This is a genomic window from Devosia chinhatensis, from assembly GCF_000969445.1.
Taxonomy (GTDB): Bacteria; Pseudomonadota; Alphaproteobacteria; order Rhizobiales; family Devosiaceae; genus Devosia; species Devosia chinhatensis.
Genome location: NZ_JZEY01000054.1, coordinates 515,138 through 534,663 on the forward strand (window position 1 = coordinate 515,138; position 19,526 = coordinate 534,663).

At 63.2% G+C, this 19,526-nt stretch carries 15 protein-coding genes; 6 read left to right on the top strand and 9 right to left on the bottom strand.

The window, feature by feature from the left end:
* Positions 1-278 precede the first annotated feature (278 nt).
* A complete protein-coding gene (locus tag VE26_RS02590) occupies positions 279-2,648 on the bottom strand; it encodes a transketolase-like TK C-terminal-containing protein (RefSeq protein ID WP_046103641.1) in 2,370 nt (789 codons plus the stop codon).
* A 114-nt stretch (positions 2,649-2,762) separates the two neighbouring features.
* On the opposite strand from VE26_RS02590, the gene VE26_RS02595 reads away from it, so the two are divergent.
* A complete protein-coding gene (locus tag VE26_RS02595; protein WP_200897206.1) occupies positions 2,763-3,239 on the top strand; it encodes an Lrp/AsnC family transcriptional regulator in 477 nt (158 codons plus the stop codon).
* An 18-nt stretch (positions 3,240-3,257) separates the two neighbouring features.
* Here VE26_RS02595 and VE26_RS02600 read toward each other — a convergent pair whose 3' ends face one another.
* Positions 3,258-4,289 (bottom strand): LacI family transcriptional regulator, encoded by a 1,032-nt coding sequence (locus VE26_RS02600; RefSeq protein ID WP_046103642.1) that lies wholly within the window; start codon positions 4,287-4,289, stop codon positions 3,258-3,260.
* A gap of 280 nt (positions 4,290-4,569) precedes the next feature.
* Here VE26_RS02600 and VE26_RS02605 point away from each other — a divergent pair, with 280 nt between their 5' ends.
* The 5 genes from VE26_RS02605 (at position 4,570) to VE26_RS02625 (ending at position 12,147) form a co-directional block, all read left to right on the top strand.
* On the top strand, positions 4,570-5,886 hold the full coding sequence (locus tag VE26_RS02605; protein WP_046103643.1) for an extracellular solute-binding protein: 1,317 nt from the start codon (positions 4,570-4,572) through the stop codon (positions 5,884-5,886).
* Between the two features lie 155 nt (positions 5,887-6,041).
* Positions 6,042-6,932, top strand: coding sequence for a carbohydrate ABC transporter permease (locus VE26_RS02610; protein ID WP_046103644.1), 891 nt, complete (start codon positions 6,042-6,044; stop codon positions 6,930-6,932).
* Positions 6,932-7,744 (top strand): carbohydrate ABC transporter permease, encoded by an 813-nt coding sequence (locus VE26_RS02615; RefSeq protein ID WP_046103645.1) that lies wholly within the window; start codon positions 6,932-6,934, stop codon positions 7,742-7,744. The genes VE26_RS02610 and VE26_RS02615 overlap by 1 nt, the downstream gene beginning before the upstream one ends.
* Entirely contained in the window at positions 7,741-10,938 is a 3,198-nt protein-coding gene (locus VE26_RS02620) for an alpha-mannosidase (protein WP_046103646.1), read from the top strand. Before VE26_RS02615 ends, VE26_RS02620 begins: the two co-directional genes overlap by 4 nt.
* Before the next feature lie 153 nt (positions 10,939-11,091).
* A complete protein-coding gene (locus tag VE26_RS02625) occupies positions 11,092-12,147 on the top strand; it encodes an ABC transporter ATP-binding protein (RefSeq protein ID WP_046103647.1) in 1,056 nt (351 codons plus the stop codon).
* A gap of 101 nt (positions 12,148-12,248) precedes the next feature.
* Here the strand turns inward: VE26_RS02625 and VE26_RS02630 are convergent, their stop codons facing one another.
* The 7 genes from VE26_RS02630 to VE26_RS02660 all read right to left on the bottom strand — a co-directional run bounded on the left by VE26_RS02630 (position 12,249) and on the right by VE26_RS02660 (position 19,513).
* A complete protein-coding gene (locus VE26_RS02630) occupies positions 12,249-13,232 on the bottom strand; it encodes an ABC transporter ATP-binding protein (RefSeq protein WP_046103648.1) in 984 nt (327 codons plus the stop codon).
* Positions 13,233-13,246: 14 nt separating this feature from the next.
* Positions 13,247-14,017, bottom strand: coding sequence for a TIM barrel protein (locus tag VE26_RS02635; RefSeq protein ID WP_046103649.1), 771 nt, complete (start codon positions 14,015-14,017; stop codon positions 13,247-13,249).
* Between the two features lie 13 nt (positions 14,018-14,030).
* Positions 14,031-15,074 carry a zinc-binding dehydrogenase gene (locus tag VE26_RS02640; protein WP_052715810.1) on the bottom strand — a complete coding sequence of 348 codons (1,044 nt, stop codon included), beginning with the start codon at positions 15,072-15,074 and terminating at the stop codon, positions 14,031-14,033.
* Positions 15,075-15,079: 5 nt separating this feature from the next.
* The gene (locus VE26_RS02645; RefSeq protein WP_046103651.1) at positions 15,080-15,907 is read right to left on the bottom strand and encodes a carbohydrate ABC transporter permease; all 828 of its coding nucleotides are present in this window, start codon (positions 15,905-15,907) and stop codon (positions 15,080-15,082) included.
* Complete coding sequence (locus VE26_RS02650; RefSeq protein ID WP_046103652.1) at positions 15,904-16,800, bottom strand: carbohydrate ABC transporter permease; 897 nt, start codon at positions 16,798-16,800, stop codon at positions 15,904-15,906. The genes VE26_RS02645 and VE26_RS02650 overlap by 4 nt, the downstream gene beginning before the upstream one ends.
* 264 nt (positions 16,801-17,064) lie before the next feature.
* Positions 17,065-18,339 carry an ABC transporter substrate-binding protein gene (locus VE26_RS02655; RefSeq protein ID WP_046103653.1) on the bottom strand — a complete coding sequence of 425 codons (1,275 nt, stop codon included), beginning with the start codon at positions 18,337-18,339 and terminating at the stop codon, positions 17,065-17,067.
* Between the two features lie 121 nt (positions 18,340-18,460).
* A complete protein-coding gene (locus VE26_RS02660; RefSeq protein WP_052715616.1) occupies positions 18,461-19,513 on the bottom strand; it encodes a LacI family DNA-binding transcriptional regulator in 1,053 nt (350 codons plus the stop codon).
* Positions 19,514-19,526: the final 13 nt, after the last annotated feature.

A 19,526-nucleotide genomic window follows, 5' to 3' on the forward strand; every position in this document is an offset into this window, starting at 1 on the left:
GCTCCCTCCTGTGCAGAGCTGACGAGATTTTCCCTGAAGTCCAGGCCCATTTCCCTCGGGTCTGGTGCTGGCTGCGCCCTTCGCGCAGGTGGTCAGATCGTTCCCTTGAAATCTGACAGATGACATATGTCTGACAAATTCGATTTGGCTTGGCAATGTGCGATTTTCGGTTGTTTGCCATTTCGTCGATGCGGGGAAAGTGGGGGCGGGGCGGTTCTCGGGGGAAGAGTTGGCCCGTAGAGGAAGAGGTCAGCCTGCAGCTAATATTCTGAAAAATATCATGTTTTTGACGTGATAGTTCGGCAGGCCGTGGCGATGGCCTGGGCGTCGATCTCGAAGTGTCGGTAGAGATCGTGGACGGTGCCAGTCTGACCGAAATGCTCAACACCCAGGGCGATCGTGCGGTGGCCAAGGACGCTGCCGAGCCAGCCCAGCGTTGCCGGATGTGCGTCGATGGCGGTGACCATACCTGCGCGATGAGGAATGTCGGAAAGCAATTTCTCGATATGGCTCAAGGCCTTGTCGCCATGGAGCCGACTGCGCTGCGCGGCCTGCCAGCCGGCATTGAGGCGATCGGCGGAGGTAACGGCGAGAATGGCGACGGAGCGCCGGTCGCCGCCAAGGCGTGCAGCCGCCGCGATGGCTTCGCTGGCGAGGACACCCTGATAGGCGATCACGACCTCGCATTCCGGCGTTGGCGCTTTGAGCCAATAGGCACCACCAATGACCGAATTCGTTAGCAGACAGTTAACGTCTCGCGGCACCTGATCGATGCTACGGGTAGATAAGCGCAGATAGACCGAACCGCCGGTGAGATCGCGCGGCCAATCGGCCAGATCGGGGCGCGCGTCACCGCTGCGCTGTATGTAGTCAAAGGCCCAATCGATGATGATGGCGAGCTCGTCGGCGAAGGCCGGCTCGAAGCTGGCGAGCCCATCCTGGGCCATGCCGATCAGCGGCGACGAGATCGACTGGTGCGCGCCGCCTTCACCGGCCAGCGACACCCCCGACGGGGTCGCAACCAGCAGGAAGCGTGCGTCCTGGTAGCAGGCATAGTTCAGGGCATCGAGGCCGCGTGCGATGAACGGATCGTAGAGCGTGCCGATGGGCAGTAGCCGTTCGCCGAACAGGGAATGGCTGAGGCCCGCCGCGCCCAGCATCAGGAAGAGGTTCATTTCGGTAATGCCCAGCTCCATGTGCTGGCCGTCGGGACCGAAGCGCCATTTCTGCGTCGAGGGTATGGCTTCCCTCTGGAAGAGGTCCGCCATTTCCTGCGGCGCGAAGAGATTGCGGCGATTGACCCAGGCGCCGAGATTTGTGGAGACCGTCACGTCGGGCGAGGTGGTCACGATGCGCCGGGCCAGTTCGCTGTCGGTCCTGGCGATGGCGTCGAGAATTTTCCCGAACGCCGCCTGTGTGGATGTCGGACCGGTGCCGACAAATTGCGGGCCGATCGTAGGCACGGCAGGCGAGGTGAGGCGGCGCGAGGCCATGGTATTGAAGGGCACGGTGTCGAGAAAGGCCTGCAATTGCTCGGGCTGGTCGAGCCCTTCGAACAGGTCCCATTCGTGGCCGGTGCGGATCCGGTGCTCGTCCTGCAATTGCGCAATCTGCGCGCTGGTCATTTGCCCGGCATGATTGTCCTTGTGGCCGGCAAGCGGAGTGCCCCAGCCCTTGACCGTATAGGCTATGAAGACGGTCGGCCGGTCGCTGCCGGCGGCTTCGAACTGCTCGAGCAGGCTTGCCACGCAATGGCCGCCGAGATTGGCCATCAGCGCGGCCAGGTCGTCATCGCTGCGGCGGGCAAGAAGCGCGGAGACATCGCCCTGATCGCCGATTTCGTCATTGAGGCGTTCGCGCCAGGCGCCGCCGCCACGAAACATCAGGGCCGAATAGAGCGCGTTGGGACAGGCGTCGATCCAGGCCTTGAGGCGGTCGCCGCCCGGTTCGGCAAAGGCTGCGCGCTGCAGGGCGCCGTATTTGAGGGTGACGACTGTCCAGCCGAAGGCGGTGAAGATGGCCTCTATCCGGTCGTATAGGCCCTCGCGCACGACACCGTCGAGGCTCTGGCGGTTATAGTCGATGATCCACCAGCAATTGCGCAGGCCATGCTTCCAGCCCTCGAGCAGGCATTCGTAGATATTGCCTTCATCGAGCTCGGCATCGCCGGCCAGTGCGATCATCCGGCCCTCGAGACTGTCTTTGCGGGCCCAATCCTTGGCCCGCACATAATCCTGCACCATCGAGGCGAAGGCCGAAAAGGCGACCCCGAGGCCGACCGAGCCGGTGGAAAAGTCGACGTCGTCGGTATCCTTGGTTCGCGAGGGATAGGATTGCGCCCCGCCAAAGGCCCGGAAATCGATGAGTTTCTGACGGGTCTGCCGTCCCATCAGATATTGAATGGCATGAAAGACCGGGGCGGCGTGCGGCTTGACCGCGACACGGTCCTGCGGCTTGAGGATGCCGAAATAGAGGGTGGCGAGCAGGGCAGCCATCGAGGCTGAGCTGGCCTGATGCCCGCCGACCTTGACGCCATCGACATTGGGACGGATGTGGTTGGCATGATGCACCATCCAGCTGGCCAGCCAGAGCGACTTTCTGGTCAGCGCCTCGATGGCTTCGACACGTCCCATCTTGCCTGTCGTCATTTCGATCTCCCCTTCGACAGGTCAGACATTGCGCCTTGCGAACGAAATTTTTCTGCCTATTTTCGCCCTTTGGGGCGAGGTGTGCGCACGAAATACGGCGTCTGGAGGCGAATAATGGCAGAAGTGACCAATATTCAGAATGATGCACTGGATCGGCGCATCCTGCGGGCCTTGCAGGAAGATGGCCGCATGACCGTGCAGGCGCTGGCCGACAGAGTGGGCTTGTCGCCATCGCCCTGCCTGCGCCGGGTGCGGCAACTGGAAAAGGCCGGGGTAATTTCGGGCTATAGCGCCAATATCGACCAAAAGGCGGTGGGGCTGCCTGTTTCGGTGTTCGTTTCCATCAAGCTCGAGCGGCAACGCGCCGGCAATCTGGACGCCTTCGGCGTGGCCATCAGCCAATGGCCCGAAGTGATGGAATGCTACCTCATGACCGGACAATTCGACTTCTTGCTGCGGGTGGTCTGCGCCGACCTCGAGGCCTATGAGCAATTCCTGCGCAACAAGCTCACCCAGCTCGATGGCGTCGCCTCGATCGAGAGCAGCTTCTCGCTCGGCGCGGTCAAGTTTTCGCGGGTGCTGCCGATCTAGGCGCGGTCTGCGACGACCCTAATTGCCGCTGCGCCAGTGCAGCTCCGGCTCGGCCAGGGTCTGAAGATTTTCTGCCGGTTCCCCGGCAATGCGGCGCAACAACAGATTGGTCAGCTCGACGCCGGCGGCGAAGACATCCTCGCGCACGCTGTCGAGCAGGGGGAAGAAGGTAGGCAGGATATCGGAGGTCTGCTTGTAAACGAGCAGGACGTCCTTGCCGACGCGCACGCCGCCATCCTGCAGGCCCCCCACCAGCGAAATGGTGCGCAATTCGGTGTCACTGATAATGCCGTCCGGCCGATCCGGACTTTGCGCCAATTGCTCGCCGATGCGCCGGATCTCGGCGGCACTGGCGCGCGCCGGCATCTTGTCGAAGAGGTGACCCTCGACGCCCGAGCGGGCGATGGCCCGGCGATAGGCGGTGACGATGTTATGGTAATTGGTGGTGCTGTCATCGCCCACCATGAGCAGGATCTTGCGCGCGCCCTTGGCCACCAGCCGGTCGACCGAGGCGGCAACGAAGGCCTCGGCGTGAAAGTCATGGTAGGGATGGGGCGTGAAGAACTCCGTGCGCCCATGCGAGACGAAGGGAAACCCCGCATCCATCAGCAATTGCACGCGGCGATCCCGAGGGCCGGTATGGGTGATGATGACGCCGTCCGCGGTGCGATTATCCAGCACGTAGCGGATGGTTTCGACGGAGCCGGGATCGTCGAATTCGGGCGCGATGGTCAGGTGATAGCGGGTGCCGTGAATGGCCTGGCCGATGCCCTTGATCATGTGGCGGGCAAAGTCGATGGAATCTCCCGAGCTTTCCAGCACCAGGGCGATGACATTGGTCTTGCCGGTGCGCAGGCGCACCCCGGCGCGATCGGGCACATAGCCCAGCGCCTTGGCGGCCTCGGCCACCTTGTCGCGCGTTTCCTGCTTGAGCGTGGTGCCGCCCCGCAGCGACAGCGAAACGGTGGACAGGCTGAGGCCGGTGACCTCGGCGATCGTCTTGAGGGTGACGCGCCCCTTGCCGGCGGTTTTCGACCAATCGTTCTGCATGCTGCCCAATCTTTGTTTCCTACATAGCACGCCAGGGCAGGCTGAGTGTATCGAGATCTTATGCAACGATGCAATCGTTACAAATGCTTTAAAGCGGAGGCTTGTCCGTGAATTCTACATTTAAAATCATTGATTTATATAAGTCGGTGAAATGCTTCCCGTGTTTCGCATTTGAACAATTGCAACGTTGCATCTTGTGTGGTTAGCTTTGCCCATAAGCCGGAAGAGGAGCCGGCCTCGCCACCAGTCTCTGGAGGCGAAACCCCAAGGGAGGAGATGCATGTTGAAGAAAGTGCTTTTGACCGGCGTGGCAGCGATCGCCATGTCGGCTGCCATTGCCGCACCGGCGCGGGCGGAACTCTCGTTCATGTATGCCGAATGGATTGCAGCCCTCGTCGAGCCCGGCATTGCCGCGTTCGAAGCCGAAACCGGCGAAACGGTCAATGCCATCAAGCTGCCGGGGCAGGGCTATGACCAGCGCATCGCGCTCGACCTTGCCGCCGGCACGGCCGCCGACGTCAACCTGATGGACAGCTTCATGGTGTCCGAGCTGGCCTCGGCCGGCTATCTCGAGCCGCTCGACGAGATGCTCGCCGGCTGGGACCAGTTCCAGTATTACCTGCCGGGCCTGCTGGAAGTCGCATCCTACCAGGACCAGATCTATGCGCTGCCCACCGACACGGACGTGCGCATGCTCTGGTACGATCTGTCCAATTTCGAAAAGGCCGGCATTCCGACGCCCTGGACCCCCCAGACCTGGGATGACGTGCTCGATGCCGCGCAAAAACTCAAGGATGCCGGCGTCCGCTACCCGTTCCAGCTGCCGGCCGGTACCAAGCAGGCGGAAGCTGCCACCATGCAGGGCGTGTATATGGCCTTGCTCGGTGCAGACGTGCCCGAAGGCGACCGCAACCGCCTTCTCAACCGCGAAACCAATCAATGGATCGGCGACAGCCCCGGCCTGCGCCGCACCTTCGACTTCTTCTACCAGGTCTATGTCGAGCGCGAGCTGAACACCGCCGAGCTCAATTACGCCACCGATATCGGCGCGGCGGTCCGGGCAGCCCTGGCAGCGGACGAGCTGGGCATCCTGGCCTCCGGCTCGTGGGAAGATGCGTGCCTGTGGGACTGCAACAATCCGCCGAGCCGTGAAGATCGCGACGCCATGGTGGCCTGGACCCCATGGCCGGGTTCGGGCGTCGAAGGCGCCAAGACCACCACCAATATCTCAGGCGGCTGGACCATCGGCATCAATGCCAATGCAGCCGACAAGGAAATGGCCTTCAAGCTGATCACCTCGATCTTCGACGAGGAGAACTTCAAGGCCTGGACCCTGGCCAATCACCGCATGGCCGTGCGCACCGACATTTCGGAAAGCCCCGAATATACGGCTGACACGTTCCTTGCCGAAGCCACCAAGCTGGCCGCCGACACCACGGGCCGCGACACCGTCCCGGGCTATCAGACGGTCTCGGCACTCATCCAGCAGGCCACGGCCGACATTCTCGACGGCGTATCGCCGGACGAGGTGGTTCAGGAATATCACGATGCCCTGGTCGACGAGTTCGGCGCGGAAAACGTGATCACCTACGAATAAACCTGATCCAACTTCCGGCGGCGCCGCTGTCCTCCAGGCGTCGCCGGATCTTTCCTTCACCGCACGTTGCCACGGTCTCGACGCAGCTCTTCGCCTTTGACGGGCAGGGTGCAGGTCGAGCGTGCTGAACCTGTCTACCCGACCAAGAGGCGCCGATGAGAAACCAGGCCAATCCTTGGCTGACCAGCAATCTCTGGGTTCTGGGCCTCGGCATGTTGCCGGCCATCCTGCTCATCGGAGTGCTGCTCTACTTTACCGGCTGGGCCTTCGCCTTCAGCTTCACCGACCTGGCGCTGGTCGGCCGCAAGAGCGTGGAATGGAGCTGGGTCGGTCTCGAGAATTTCGAGCGCCTGTTCACCCGCCGCGGCTTCCTCGACTCGCTCTGGACCACCATCATCTTCGTGTTCTTCTCGGCCATTGTCGGCCAGTCCGTACTGGGCTTCCTGCTCGCGGCTGCCCTGCGCGGCACGCGCTCGACGTTGCGCAGCGTGGTGGAGGTCTGCATCATGCTGGGCTGGCTGCTGCCCGATATCGTGGCGGCCTTCCTCTGGTCGGCGACGACGGCCCAGACCGGGCTCATCAACCAGCTGATCATCCGGCCTCTCGGGCTGCCGCCGGTCAATTTCATCAATGATTATGCCCTGCCGGTGGTGACCATCGCCAATATCTGGAAGGGCACGGCCTGGTCCTATCTGCTGTTCTCGGCGGCCCTCGACTCGGTCAGCCGCGAAGTGGTGGAGGCCGCCAAGGTGGACGGCGCGACCCCCATGCAGCGCATCTGGCTGGTGCAATTGCCGATCATCCGGCCGCATATCGCGACGAACATGCTGTTCATCACCATCTGGACCTTCACCTATTTCCCGCTGATCTTCGCCATGACCGGCGGCGGGCCGGGGCGACAGACCGAGACGCTGGCGGTCTTCCTCTACAATCAGAGTTTCGCGCGCGGCAATCTGGGCTTCGGCTCGGCCATTTCGGTGGCCATGCTGGTCATCGTCGGCTGCCTGTCGCTGGTCTATCTCCGCATGCTCCGGGAGCCGAAATAATGGAATCCAATGCTCCGAGCCGCCTCACCGCCATCGCGCTGACCTTCATGGCGGTAATCTGGATCAGCCCGTTTTCCTGGCTCCTCCTCAATGCCTTCAATCCGCTCTCCACCGGGCAACTGGAAATCCCCCGCTCCGTGGGGCTCGACAATTTCGCGCAAGCCGTCAGCGGCAATGCGGGCCGGCAGTTTCTCAATTCCATGCTGATCGCGGCGGGCACGGCGACCCTCAGCGTCGTGGTCGGCATCTCGGCGGCCTATCCGCTGTCGCGGCTCAAGATCCCGGGGCGCAATGCGTTCCTGTGGACGCTGGTGCTGCTGCGCATGCTACCCTCTGCGGGTGTGCTGGTGCCGCTCTATTTCAGCGCGCAGCGGCTGGGCCTGCTCAACCAGCTCGGCGTCATCATCGCGCTGACCGTGCTCAACCTGCCGTTCACGCTGCTGCTGCTCAAGAACTTCTTCGACACCGTGCCGATCGAGCTTGAGGAAGCGGCTTATGTCGAGGGGGCGAGCCTGTTCCAGATCGTCAGCCGGATCGTGCTGCCCATGTCGCGGGCCGGGATCGCGGTGGTCTGGTTCTTTTCCTTCACCGGGGCGTGGAACGAGTTCCTCTTGCCCCTGATCTTTGCGCGCGTGCAGGATGCCTTCCCGATGTCGGTGGGCCTCTACGCCGCATTCGGCCAGCAGGGCGCCATCAATTACGGGTTCCTCACGGCCTTTTCCATCATCTACGCGGCGCCGGCGATCGGCGTGTATTTCTTGTTGCGGCGGAACATGAACACAGGGTTCGCCGGTGTCGGAGTTAAAGGATGACCTATTCCAATCCCCTCTCGTCCAAGCTGGGTTTGCTGGATGATGACCTCAAGCAGGAGGGCAAGCTCCTGCGCCTGTGCGCGGACCTGGAAAAGAAAATCCGCACCCCGCTCAAGAACGTGCCGTTCCAGTGGCATGTGCAGCGCGCCGACGGGTTTTCGGCCGCAGAGGCGCTCAAGGCCGATTGGCGGCAATGGGAGCAATTCGGCCGGCATACGGTCTGGGCCAAGCATCAGGAGCATACCTGGTTCGCCGCCGAGATCACCGTGCCAGAAGACGCCCGGGGCAAAGTCTTTGTCGCCCATTTCACCAGCCAGTGGCAGGAGCGGCCGGGCTCGACCGATCCGCAATGCCTGGCCTATCTCGACGGCAAGATCGCCCAGGCCCTGGATGGCAACCACACCGAACTCGTGATCGAGCGTGACGCCAAGCCGGGCAACAAGCACGTGCTCCTGGTCAACGCCTTCACCTTCTTCGACCGGCCGCTGGTCGGCTTCGAGGTGGATTTCTTCATCCGTAACGAGCGCGCCGAAAAGCTCTATTACGATCTGCAGACGCCGGTCGACGTGGCTGTCCGCCTGCAGCAGAACGACCCGCGCCGCCACGCCATCCTCAACATCGTCAACCGGGCGTTGCGAGCGCTGGATCGGCGCGATGGCCATACGGAAGCCTTCGAGAAGGGCCTGCCGGAAGCCGAGAAGATCGCCCAGGAAATCTACGACCTGGTCGATACCGAAGTGCAGCCGCAGATCACGGCGGTGGGCTCGACCCATCTCGATGTGGGCTGGCTTTGGAGGGTGATGCATACGCGGGACAAGACGGGGCGCAGCTTTGCCACCGTGCTCAACCTCATGGAGGAATATCCCCAATTCGTCTTCATGTATAACCAGTCGGTGCTCTTCGATTTCCTCAAGAAGGACTATCCCGAAATCTGGGAGCGCATGCTCAAGCGGGTGAAGTCGGGCCAGTTCGAGATCGAAGGCGCCATGTGGGTGGAGCCGGACGTCAACATCGCCTCGGGCGAAAGCCTCGTGCGCCAGATCATGCGCGGTCGGCGGTTCCATCTCGAGCATTTCGGGGTCGATCCCAAGACAGTCTGGCTGCCCGATACATTCGGCTATTCGGCCAACCTGCCGCAGATCATGGACAAGTCGGGGCTGAAATATTTCGTCACCAGCAAGCTCTCCTGGAACGATACCGACCGGCACCCCTATGACACGTTCTTCTGGCGCGGCATCGACGGCACCGTCACCAAGGCGCAGCTGATCACTGCACAGAAATATGACAGCGAGCAGATCTTCACGACCTATAACGGCGACCTTTCAGTTTCCGAGACCATGGGCGCCTGGAAGCGCTACGAACCCAAGGCCGCCTATGACCAGGTCGTCATGTCCTATGGCTATGGCGATGGCGGCGGCGGACCGACCCGCGCCATGATCGAGCGCGGCACGCGCCTCGAACGCGGCATTCCCGGGGCGCCCAAGGTCAAGCTCGAAGGCATCGTCCCGTTCCTCGACCGGTTGGGCAAGGCCATGGACGCCGATCCGGCGCGCTTCCCCACCTGGAACGGCGAGCTTTACCTGCAATATCACCGTGGCACGCTCACCTCTGTGGCCAAGAACAAGGCGAATAACCGCAATGCCGAACGGCGCCTGCGTGAGCTGGAAATGCTGGGCGCGCTGGCCCTGGCCAAAGCTGGCCATGCCTATCCCAGCGAGACACTGGCCGAATTCTGGGAACTGGTGCTGATCAACCAGTTCCACGACATCCTGCCGGGCACCTCCATCCCCGAAGTCTATGTCGACAGTGACGCCGAATATGGCCGCATCTTCTCGACGCTGGATTCGGCCAATGGCCCCTGGCATGCGGCGGCGCAGGCCGCGGCCAAGCCGGGCGCCGACCAATTGCGGCTGTTCAACTTCACGAGCCAGGCCCGCTCGGGACTGGTGCATCTGGGCGAGGTTGCGGCCGGATCGGCCCTGGCGACGGCCGGTGGCAGCGTGCCGGTGCAGGCTATCACCCGCGCCGATGGCTCGACCGACAGCGTCGCCGCCGTCTCGGCCATCGCGCCGCTGGGCTGGACCGGGGCGCAGATCGTGGCCGGTGACGGCGCCGGCCAAAGCGGTGTCTCGGTTTCGACGACACACCTCGAAAACGACCTGCTGCGGGTCACGTTCGACGACAAGGGTGAGATCGTCTCGGTGTTCGACAAGACGCGCGACCGCGAGACATTGCAGGGCGGCGAAAAGGCCAACCGCCTGATCGCCTATGAAGACAAGCCGATGAACTGGGATGCCTGGGATATCGACCGCTATTTCGAGGAGCAGTTCTGGCCGCTGGCCGACGGCAAGGCCGACATTTCGGTGGTGGAAACCGGCCCGCACCGCGCCGCGATCCGCATCGAGCGGCGTTACCAGAAGTCGCTTGTCGTCCAGGTGATCTCGCTGGCGAAAGATGAACGGCAGGTTGAGTTCGACACCTTTATCGACTGGCAGGAACGGGCTCAGGTCATCAAGGCGCTGTTCCCCTTCGATCTCAACACCTCCGAAGTGCGCTCGGAAATCGCCTTCGGCCATGTAACGCGCCCGACCCATCGCAACACCACCTGGGATCGGGCCCGCTTCGAGGCCAGCATGCATCGCTGGGTCGACGTGTCGGAGGCCGATTTCGGCATCGCGCTGCTCAATGACAGCAAATATGCCTATGATTGCCACGAGCAGACGGTGCGGCTGACGCTGGTGCGGGGTTCGACCCATCCGCATCCCGAGGCCGACCTGGGTGAACACCGCATCCGCTATGCGCTGTTCGTGCATGACGGCGTCGCGGACCTCGCGCAGGTGCATCGGGCGGCCGAACGCTTCAACAATCCGATCGCGGTCATCGGCTCGCGCCAGGCTGCGGGCAGTGCCGCGACCGAATTCGGCAGCTTCAGCCTCGCAAATGTCGACGCGGCCAATGTCACCATCGAAACGGTCAAGAAGGCCGAGGCGTCCGATGCCCTGGTGCTGCGCGTGTTCGAACACGCCAATAAACGCGCCAATGCCACGATCAGCTTTGGCCTCGATGTCAAATCGGTGCGTGTGGTGAACCTGATGGAGGAACAGGCGGGCGAAAAACTCACCATCACCGACAATAGCATCAGCCTGCAATTACGCCCGTTCGAGATCGCTACGCTGCTGGTGGAAACGAAGTGAGGTCGCGCACGCAAGGCGGGTCAATGGCTCTCCCCGCCAAGGGGAGAGCCGGAGAAAGAAGGGCGTGGCAAGTCACGGATGGCCCCCTCACGCGGTCCCTCCTCAGACGGAGGGAGCCGACAGGGAGTTGGGCAAAGCCGACGGGAGAACAAGATGTCTGACGTTAGTCTTCGGGGCGTGCGGAAATCCTATGGATCGCTGGAGGTCGTCCATGGGGTGGATCTCGATATCCAGGCGGGCGAATTCGTGGTGTTCGTCGGGCCCTCCGGATGCGGCAAGTCCACCCTGTTGCGGATGATCGCGGGGCTCGAGCCGATCAGCGGCGGCGAAATTGCCATCGGCGGCAAGGTGGTCAACGACGTGCCATCGCCCCAGCGTGGCATCGCCATGGTGTTCCAATCCTATGCGCTCTATCCGCATATGAGTGTCTTCGACAACATGGCCTTCGGCCTCAAGCTGGCCAAGACACCCAAGGAAGAGACCGAGCGCCGGGTGCGCGAGGCCGCCCGCATCCTGCAGATCGAGCCCTATCTCGACCGTATGCCCAAGGCCTTGTCAGGCGGGCAACGCCAGCGCGTGGCCATCGGCCGCGCCATCGTGCGTGACCCCAAAGTGTTCCTGTTCGACGAGCCCCTGTCCAATCTCGATGCGTCCCTGCGGGCGCAGACGCGGGTGGAGATTGCCAAGCTCCACGCGACGCTCGACGCCACCATGATCTATGTGACGCACGATCAGGTGGAGGCCATGACGCTGGCCGATCGCATCGTGGTGCTCAATGCCGGCAAGATCGAGCAGGTCGGCTCGCCGCTCGAATTGTATACGCGGCCCGTCAATACTTTCGTCGCCGGTTTCATCGCCAGCCAGCGCATGAACTTTCTCGCCGTCAGCCCATCGGGCGGGGGATTGACGCTGCCGGGGGGCAAGGCCTTGCCTCTGGCCCATGCCAACCTGGCCGAAGCCAGGACGCTGGGCGTGCGTCCGGAGCACCTGCTGCTGGCCGATCCGGCACATGCCGATCTCTCGGGTACGCTCGCCGTGGTCGAGCAGTTCGGCGAATACGCCCTGGCCTATGCCGAATTGCCGAGCGGGGAGACGGTGACCCTCAAGCTCGATGGTGCGCCCCAGCTCGTGGTGGGGCAGAGCATCGACATGAAATTGCCTGCAGAGGGCCTGCATCTGTTCGATGCAGCGGGCCGGGCGCTGCGGTGACCGTTCGGGTGGGGCAGCGTTGATGCCTCGGCAAAATCGGACGGCTGTTGAAGCGGAAGTCCGCGCATCAGCGGGATGACGCGGACGATGCTGGAGAGCGGCTAGCCCAGCCGCTTCCCCTGCGCGTCGAACCGATGCACCCGCTCTTGCGGATAATCGTAGCTGATCATGCTGCCGACGTCCGGCAGGGCGGTGCGCGTCTGCCGGACGGTCAGCAGGTCAGGACGGCCGATGTCGAGGAAGGCGAAAGTATCGGCTCCCAGATATTCGACATAAGCGACCTTGCCCTGTTGGGCGCCGGTGCCCAGGGTGATGTCTTCGGGCCTTATGCCCATAGTGGTGCCGTCCTCGTGCCTGAGAAGGTTCATCCGCGGCGAGCCGATGAAGCCGGCCACGAACAAAGATTGTGGGCGCTCGTAGAGCTCCTCGGGCGTACCCACCTGCTCGACCTGCCCGGCATTGAGCACCACGATCCGGTCGGCCAGGGTCATGGCTTCGACCTGGTCATGGGTGACATAGACCATGGTGGTGTCGGGAAGGCCTTCCTTGAGCCTCGCAATTTCGAGGCGCGTAGCGACGCGCAGGGCGGCATCGAGATTGGACAGCGGCTCATCGAAGAGAAAGACCTGCGGGTCGCGCACGATGGCCCGGCCGATGGCCACGCGCTGGCGCTGGCCGCCGGACAATTCGCGCGGAAAGCGATCGAGATAGGGTTCGAGCTGCAATTTGCGGGCGGCCTCGGCGACCCGGCTTTCGATCTCGGCCTTTGCGGCGCGGCGCAGCTTCATGGAATAGGCCATGTTTTCCCGCACGCTCATATGCGGATAAAGCGCGTAGGACTGGAAGACCATGGCGATGCCGCGCTTGCTGGCCGGCACATTGTTGACGACGCGGCCACCGATTTCGAGCGTGCCGCCGCTCAGTCGTTCCAGGCCCGAGATGCAGCGCAAAAGCGTGGACTTGCCGCAGCCCGAGGGGCCGACGAAGATCACGAACTCACCCGATCGGATGTCGAGATTGATGTCCCTGAGGACTTCAACGGCGCCGTAATTCTTGCGCAGGTTCGTGACCTTGATGTCGGACATGGACGTTCTCCCCATCAGCTTGCTGAAAGCGCGGCACGGACCTTGGCCAGTGCGTCGCCGGTCGACCCGTCGGGCCGGTATTCGAGGCCCACGGCACCTTCGTAGCCATTGGCATAGAGCCAGCTCAGGCGCTTGCCGAGGTCGATTTCGCCAAGGCCCGGATCGTTGCGGCCCGGATGATCGGCGACATGGGCATGGATGACGCGGGAGACGCGGCCATCGAGGACGTCTTCGATAGCCTCGCCCATCACGTAGGAATGGTAGAGATCGTAGACGATACCGATTTCCGGGCGGCCGACAGCGTCGACGATATCGAGGCTCTCGCGCGTTGAGGAGAGGTAATAGCCGGGATGGTCGATCAGCGTATTGAGCGGCTCGACGCCGAGACGCACGCCGCTGCCTTCGAGCACGTCGGCGGCAGCCAGCAGGCATTGGACCAGGGCATCGTGCTGCTCGTCGCGCGTCCGGCCCGGCAGGTCATTGCCGGCCTGGGCGATGAGCACCTTGGCGCCCAGGCGCTGGGCCTGGCGCATGGAGACCGCGAGGCCGGCGAGGAATTCGGCGTGATTGGCCGGGTCGGTCAGCGCAATCATCGGCTCGGCAACGAAGCCGGAGAGTGAAAGTTCGGTTTCCTTCAGGGTGGCTTCGACCGCATCGAGATCCTTGTTGGACCAGAACCAGAATTCGACCGCGTCGAGACCGGCGGCCCTGGCGGCGCGGATGCGACCGGCAAAGTCGTCGCTTTCATCGGCAAAGAGCCATTCGATACAAGCGGAGAGTTTCATGTGTCGGTTCCGGTTAGCGATAGTCGATGAGAACTTGCATGACGTCGGGCGAGCCCTGATCGAGCAGGCCGTAGCCGCGTCCCGCCTCGGCAAGCGGCACGCGATGGGTGATGAAGCCCTTGAGCGCCGGCGCCAGGCTCGAAAGATAGTCGCGGGCGATGTTTCCGCGTCGACCGACCGACCAGAGAGGGCCCAGGAACGGGTTCACGGTGCCCACCTGCGAGGAAATGATGCGCGGGCGATTATGGTGGAATTCGCCTGAAAGGCTGAGCGATTCAAAGGTGCCGCCATACCAGGACATGGCAATCACCGTGCCGTTGAAACCGGCAGTGCGGATGGCTTCATTCAGCGCCGGTGCGGCGCCGGAGACTTCGATGACCGTATCGGCGCCACGGCCCTCGGTGAGTTCGCGGACGCGTTCGGCCACCGGGCCGTCGCGCGGGTCGAGAAGGGTGGTCGCGCCACCCTGGGCCGCCAACTCGCGGCGCTGGGCGATAGTGTCGACGCCAATGATCTGGCGCGCGCCGTTGCGGGCGAGAAGCCGCGTCACCATCTGCCCGATGACCCCGAGGCCCGAGACGACGACATCGGCGCCGAGCGGAATATTGGCATCGAGCACGCCGTTATAGGCCGTATTGAGATTGGCGAAGAAGACGCCGATTTCCGCGTCGTCGAGATCGCCCAGCGGCACGACGGCATTGGCATCGACCACGGCGTGCTGGCCATGGGGCACATAGGCAAAGACCAGATCGCCCGCCTTGAGCGCGCGGACATCCCGACCGATTTCGGCGACGCGACCGACGGCGGCATAGCCGTAGCGGGCCGGCCAGGACCAGTCCGAGCCGTGGGCATCGGAGAAAAGACGCGTCTTGGGGTCCATCGACTGCCGCCACTGGGGGGCGAGGCCACGGAAGACGTTGAGCTCGGTGCCGGCGCTGATGCCCGAGACCTCAAGATTGAGCAGAACCTGGCCGGGACCGGGACCGCCCAGCGCTTCGGAGCGAATTTCGACGGCGCGCGGCCCGGTGAAATACAGCGATTGGGTCGTCAGCGACACTTTTGTCACCCTTTGATGCCGCCAGCGGTGAGCCCGCCGACAAGTTGATTGCGGAAGAGAAGGAAGAGCAGGATGGTCGGCGCGGCAATGACCACGCCACCGGCCATGACGACCCCCCAGGAGAAGGAATAGGGGTCGAAAAGGGTTTGCAGCGCCAGAGGCAGCGTCTTGACCTCGGCGCTGGTGATGAGCGCCAGCGCCAGGATGAACTCGCCCCAGGACAGAACGAAGGCGAAGGTACCCACGGCCACCACGGCCGGTCGGATCAGCGGCAGGGTGATGCGGAACATGGCGCCCAGCTGCGAGGAGCCGTCGATGATCGAGGCCTCCTCGAGCTCGCGCGGCACGGCGTCGATATATCCCTTGAGCATCCACACGGCGATCGGCAGGCCAAGCGCCAGATGGGTGAAGGTGAGCGCCGTCAGCGTATTGGCCATGCCCAGCGAGCGGATGATGACCACGATGGGCACGAGAACGGCTACGGCCGGCAGCATCTGGGTGGCGAGGATGAGAAAGCCGATGAAATCGCGCCCGAGATAGGTGAAGCGGCTGAGCGAATAGGCTGCGGGAACGGCGATCAGCACCGTGCAGACCGCCACGATACCGCCGACCAGAAGGCTGTTGCGCAGCGCCACGAGGAAATCGCCGCGCGAGAAGATATTGGCAAAATGATCGAAGGTGATGCGCGTCGGGATGAGGCTGCGCGTCATGATGTCGGCATCGGGCCGGATCGAGGCGATGAACACCCAGATGATCGGGAGCAGCACCAGGGCGAGCACGGCCAGCGTCAGGAGATCGAGCGCGAGACTGCGCCAGCGGCTTTCCTCGTTCATTGACGCCTCCGGAGCTTGAGCGAGAGGAAGGAAGCGACGGCGAGAATGGCCAGCATGACGACGCTGATGGCGGCCGCATAGGCGGGTCTGAGGTCGGTGAAAACGGCCTTGTACATGGAAATGCCGAGCACGGTGGTTGCCTCCTGAGGTCCGCCGCGGGTCATGATCCAGGGCAGGTCGAAGCTGTAGAAGGCAAGGATGCCCAGCACGAGGCCGATGATCAGCATGGTGTTCTGGATGGCGGGCAGAGTGATGGTGGTGAACCGTTGCCAGGGCGTCGCGCCATCGATTGCGGCGGCTTCATAGAGTTCGCCGGGGATGGACTTGAGCGCCGCCAGCAGGGCCAGCACCATGAAGGGCATGCCTTTCCAGCCGGAAATGAAGATGATGATAGCCAAAGCCATGTTCGGATCGTTGAGAATGGAGCTGTTGCCGGCCAGGCCAAAAGCCTGAAGGAAGCCGTGCAAGGCGCCCACTTCGCTGTCGAGCAGGAACCGCCAGCCATAGCCCAGCACGATGAAGGGCATGACCCAGGGCAGAAGGATCAATGCCGAGGCCATGCGGGCAATGGCCGTGTCGCGGTTGAGCAGCAGCGCCAAAGGCAAGGCCAGGGCAATCTCGACGGCCACGGTGCCAATGGTCCAGATCCAGGTGCGCCAGAAGGCGCGCCAGAGACCGGCATCGGCAAAAAGCGCCTCGTAATTGATGAGGCCGCCCCAGACCGGCGTCGGATTGCGCAGCAGATACCAATCCTGGAACGAGAGCCAGAGCGCATAGAGAAGCGGTACGACGGCGATGGCCAGCGCGACCAGAACGGCCGGCGCCACAAGGGCATAGGGCAGGGCGATGTCGCCAAAGGGCCTTGGCTCGGTATCGGTGGCGCGCGCGGTCATGGGCGAAGACTGACTTTAAGCAATGCGAATAATCCAGGGTACGGAAGCAGCATTGATCGCCTCGCTCGCCCTTTGGGGCCGTGTTACGGGTGGCCTTGCCATCCTGCGAACTGGGCGCCCCTGCCGAAACGGAGGTCGCCGCCAGCGGGGATGGCAACGGGACGGACGCTCAAGCCTGTCACAGGCAAAAGCGCCGCAAGTCCCGAGACTTGGGAAAGGATCCCGGACGGCGGGAGGTAAGGACCGTCCGGGTTTGCTCTGCCCTTAGCGGGCGAGAACGGTGTTGATGTCGGTGCACAGATCAGCCGTTGCCTGGTCGATGTCCTTCTGTCCCAGGGCCACGGCCTGGACGGCCTTCTGGATCGTGTCGACTTCAAGCTGGCCCATCTGCGGGATGGCTTCGCTCGGATATTGATAGGCGCGGGCATCCTGGAGCTGCTCGACAAAGAGCGGATAGGGGAACTCGGTCCAGGGTTCGCCCTGGGCCAGCGAGATCGAGCCCGGGATGAAGCCACCGGCGACGGCCAGGTCCTTGAAGGCATCGCCGTGGGTGGCAAACATGATGAACTGCCCCGCCGCATCCTTGGCGTCGGATGCGTCCCACATCACCAGAGGCCAGCCGCCGAGGAAGCCGGAGCGATTGACCGGGCCTGCCGGGACCTTGGCGATGTCGACGGAATCCAGCCATTCGGGCTGTTCGGTCTGCAGATCGCGGTAGAGGCTGGGATGCATGAGGATCATGCCATAGCGGCCATCGAGAAAGCCGCGCTGGAAGGCGTCGCCATTCATGCTGGCGGCATCGGGATGGGTCGAGCCATCGAGTGCGATACCGGTATAGACATCAAGCGCTGCGCGGAATTCGGGCGAGTCGAAGCCGCAGGTGCCGTCGTCGTTGAGCATGCGGGCGCCATATCCGAGATAGGCGCTCATGAAATTGTGGACGGTGAAGTAATCGAGGCTGGTGGCCAGCGCGATGCCATAGGTACCGTCGGGCGTGCCCTCGGTGAGTGCCTTGGCGGTGGTCCGCAATTCTTCCCAGGTGTCGGGCGGATCGTTGGGATCGAGCCCGGCCGCTTCGAAGAGGTCCTTGCGATAATAGAGCGCACGGGTTTCCACCGCGATGGGCGAGGCCCACCACTGACCGCCGAGATTGTAATAGCCCCTGTCGCCCGGCCAGATGTCGGCGGCAACGTCGGTGCCATTTTCGGCGTCATAGGCGGCAAAGGCGTCATCGAGCGGGGCGAGGGCGCCGATCGCCTGGAACTGGGCCACGACATTGTTGCCCAGCATGGACACGTCGGGCAGGCCGCCGGTGGTCAGGGCGGTGACCAGGCGTTGCTGCTGCTCGGACCAGGGCACGATCTCCATGACCACATCCACGCCCTCATGGCTGGCCTCGAAGGCCTCGATGATGGCATTCCATGCGGCGATGTCGTTTGGATTGGTCGAGAACTGCCAGAAGGTCACCGTCTGGGCGAAGGCCGGGGCAGTGAGCAGGGTAGAGGCGAGCGCCGTCGCCGCGAGCAATGAATGCCGCATAAGAATTCCTCCCAATGGACTCGTGCGTTGCGAGCTGCGCTTTCCTCCCAGAAAGCGCATGTGTCATCGTTGACATATGTAGAGTTAACACAGGCTTTCCACTGTGTCAAACGGTCGCTGATCAGGCCGCGGGGCCGGTGGATTGACGGATGATGAGGCCGGCGTCGAGAACGATTTCATCGGGCGTTTGCCGCCCCTCGATGGCAGCCAGGGCCATGTCGAAACCGTGCCGGCCCAGCTCGACAAGAGGCTGGCCAACGGTGGTCAATTGTGGGGCAAGATAGGGCGCAAGCGTGTCGTCGAACCCGACAACGGACACATCCTGGGGCACGCGCCTGCCGGCCTTGTAGAGCGCCTGCAGGACGCCGACGGCAAGGATGTCGCATGTCGCGAAAATGGCGCTGGGCGGATCGGGCAAGGCCAGGAGCGCCTCGGCATGGGCGCGGCCCTCGGCTCCCGACCCGTCGCTGGCCAGATCGTAATACTGGCCCAGACGCAGATATTCGGGTCTGAGGGCGAGCTTATGGGCAACGAGGCCGTCGCGATAGGCGGCGAGGCGATCCTCTTCCACGGAGCGCTTGCGGGCGGCGTCGTGCGGATAGAGTGCGGGATCGCCGCCCACGAAGGCGATACGGTGATGCCCCAGGCCGACCAGGTGATCCATCGCCGCCCGCGCGCCGACATAATTGTTCACCCGCACGAAATGGGCGCCGGCGGTCAGCGACCGTTCGATCTCGATGGCGGGAATGCCGGCATCCTGCAGAAGCTCGACATTGTCCGGGCTGGCCGCCGTGCAAAAGAGAACCGCATCGACCCGCTGGGCGATGAAGGTTTCGACGCCATGGCGTTCATAGCTCTCACTGCCGCCATGGTTGAAGATGACGACGCGATAGCCCGCCGCGATGGCGGCTGCTTCGACGGCGTGGGCCACGCCCACGAAGAAAGGATTGACCGTGATGGCGGTAAGCATCAGCCCGATCGTGTGACTGCGCTGCGTCCGCAGGCTGCGGGCCATGACGTTGGGCCGATAATTGGTGGCGGCAACGGCGGCGAGGACTTTTTCCCGCGCCTCCTCGGAAATATAGCCCTGCTGCTTGAGCACGCGGTTGACCGTGGCCGTGGACACCCCGGCCAGTTTGGCAACTTCGATCAATGTCGCGTTCTTGCTGGCCACCGCACCTCTCAGG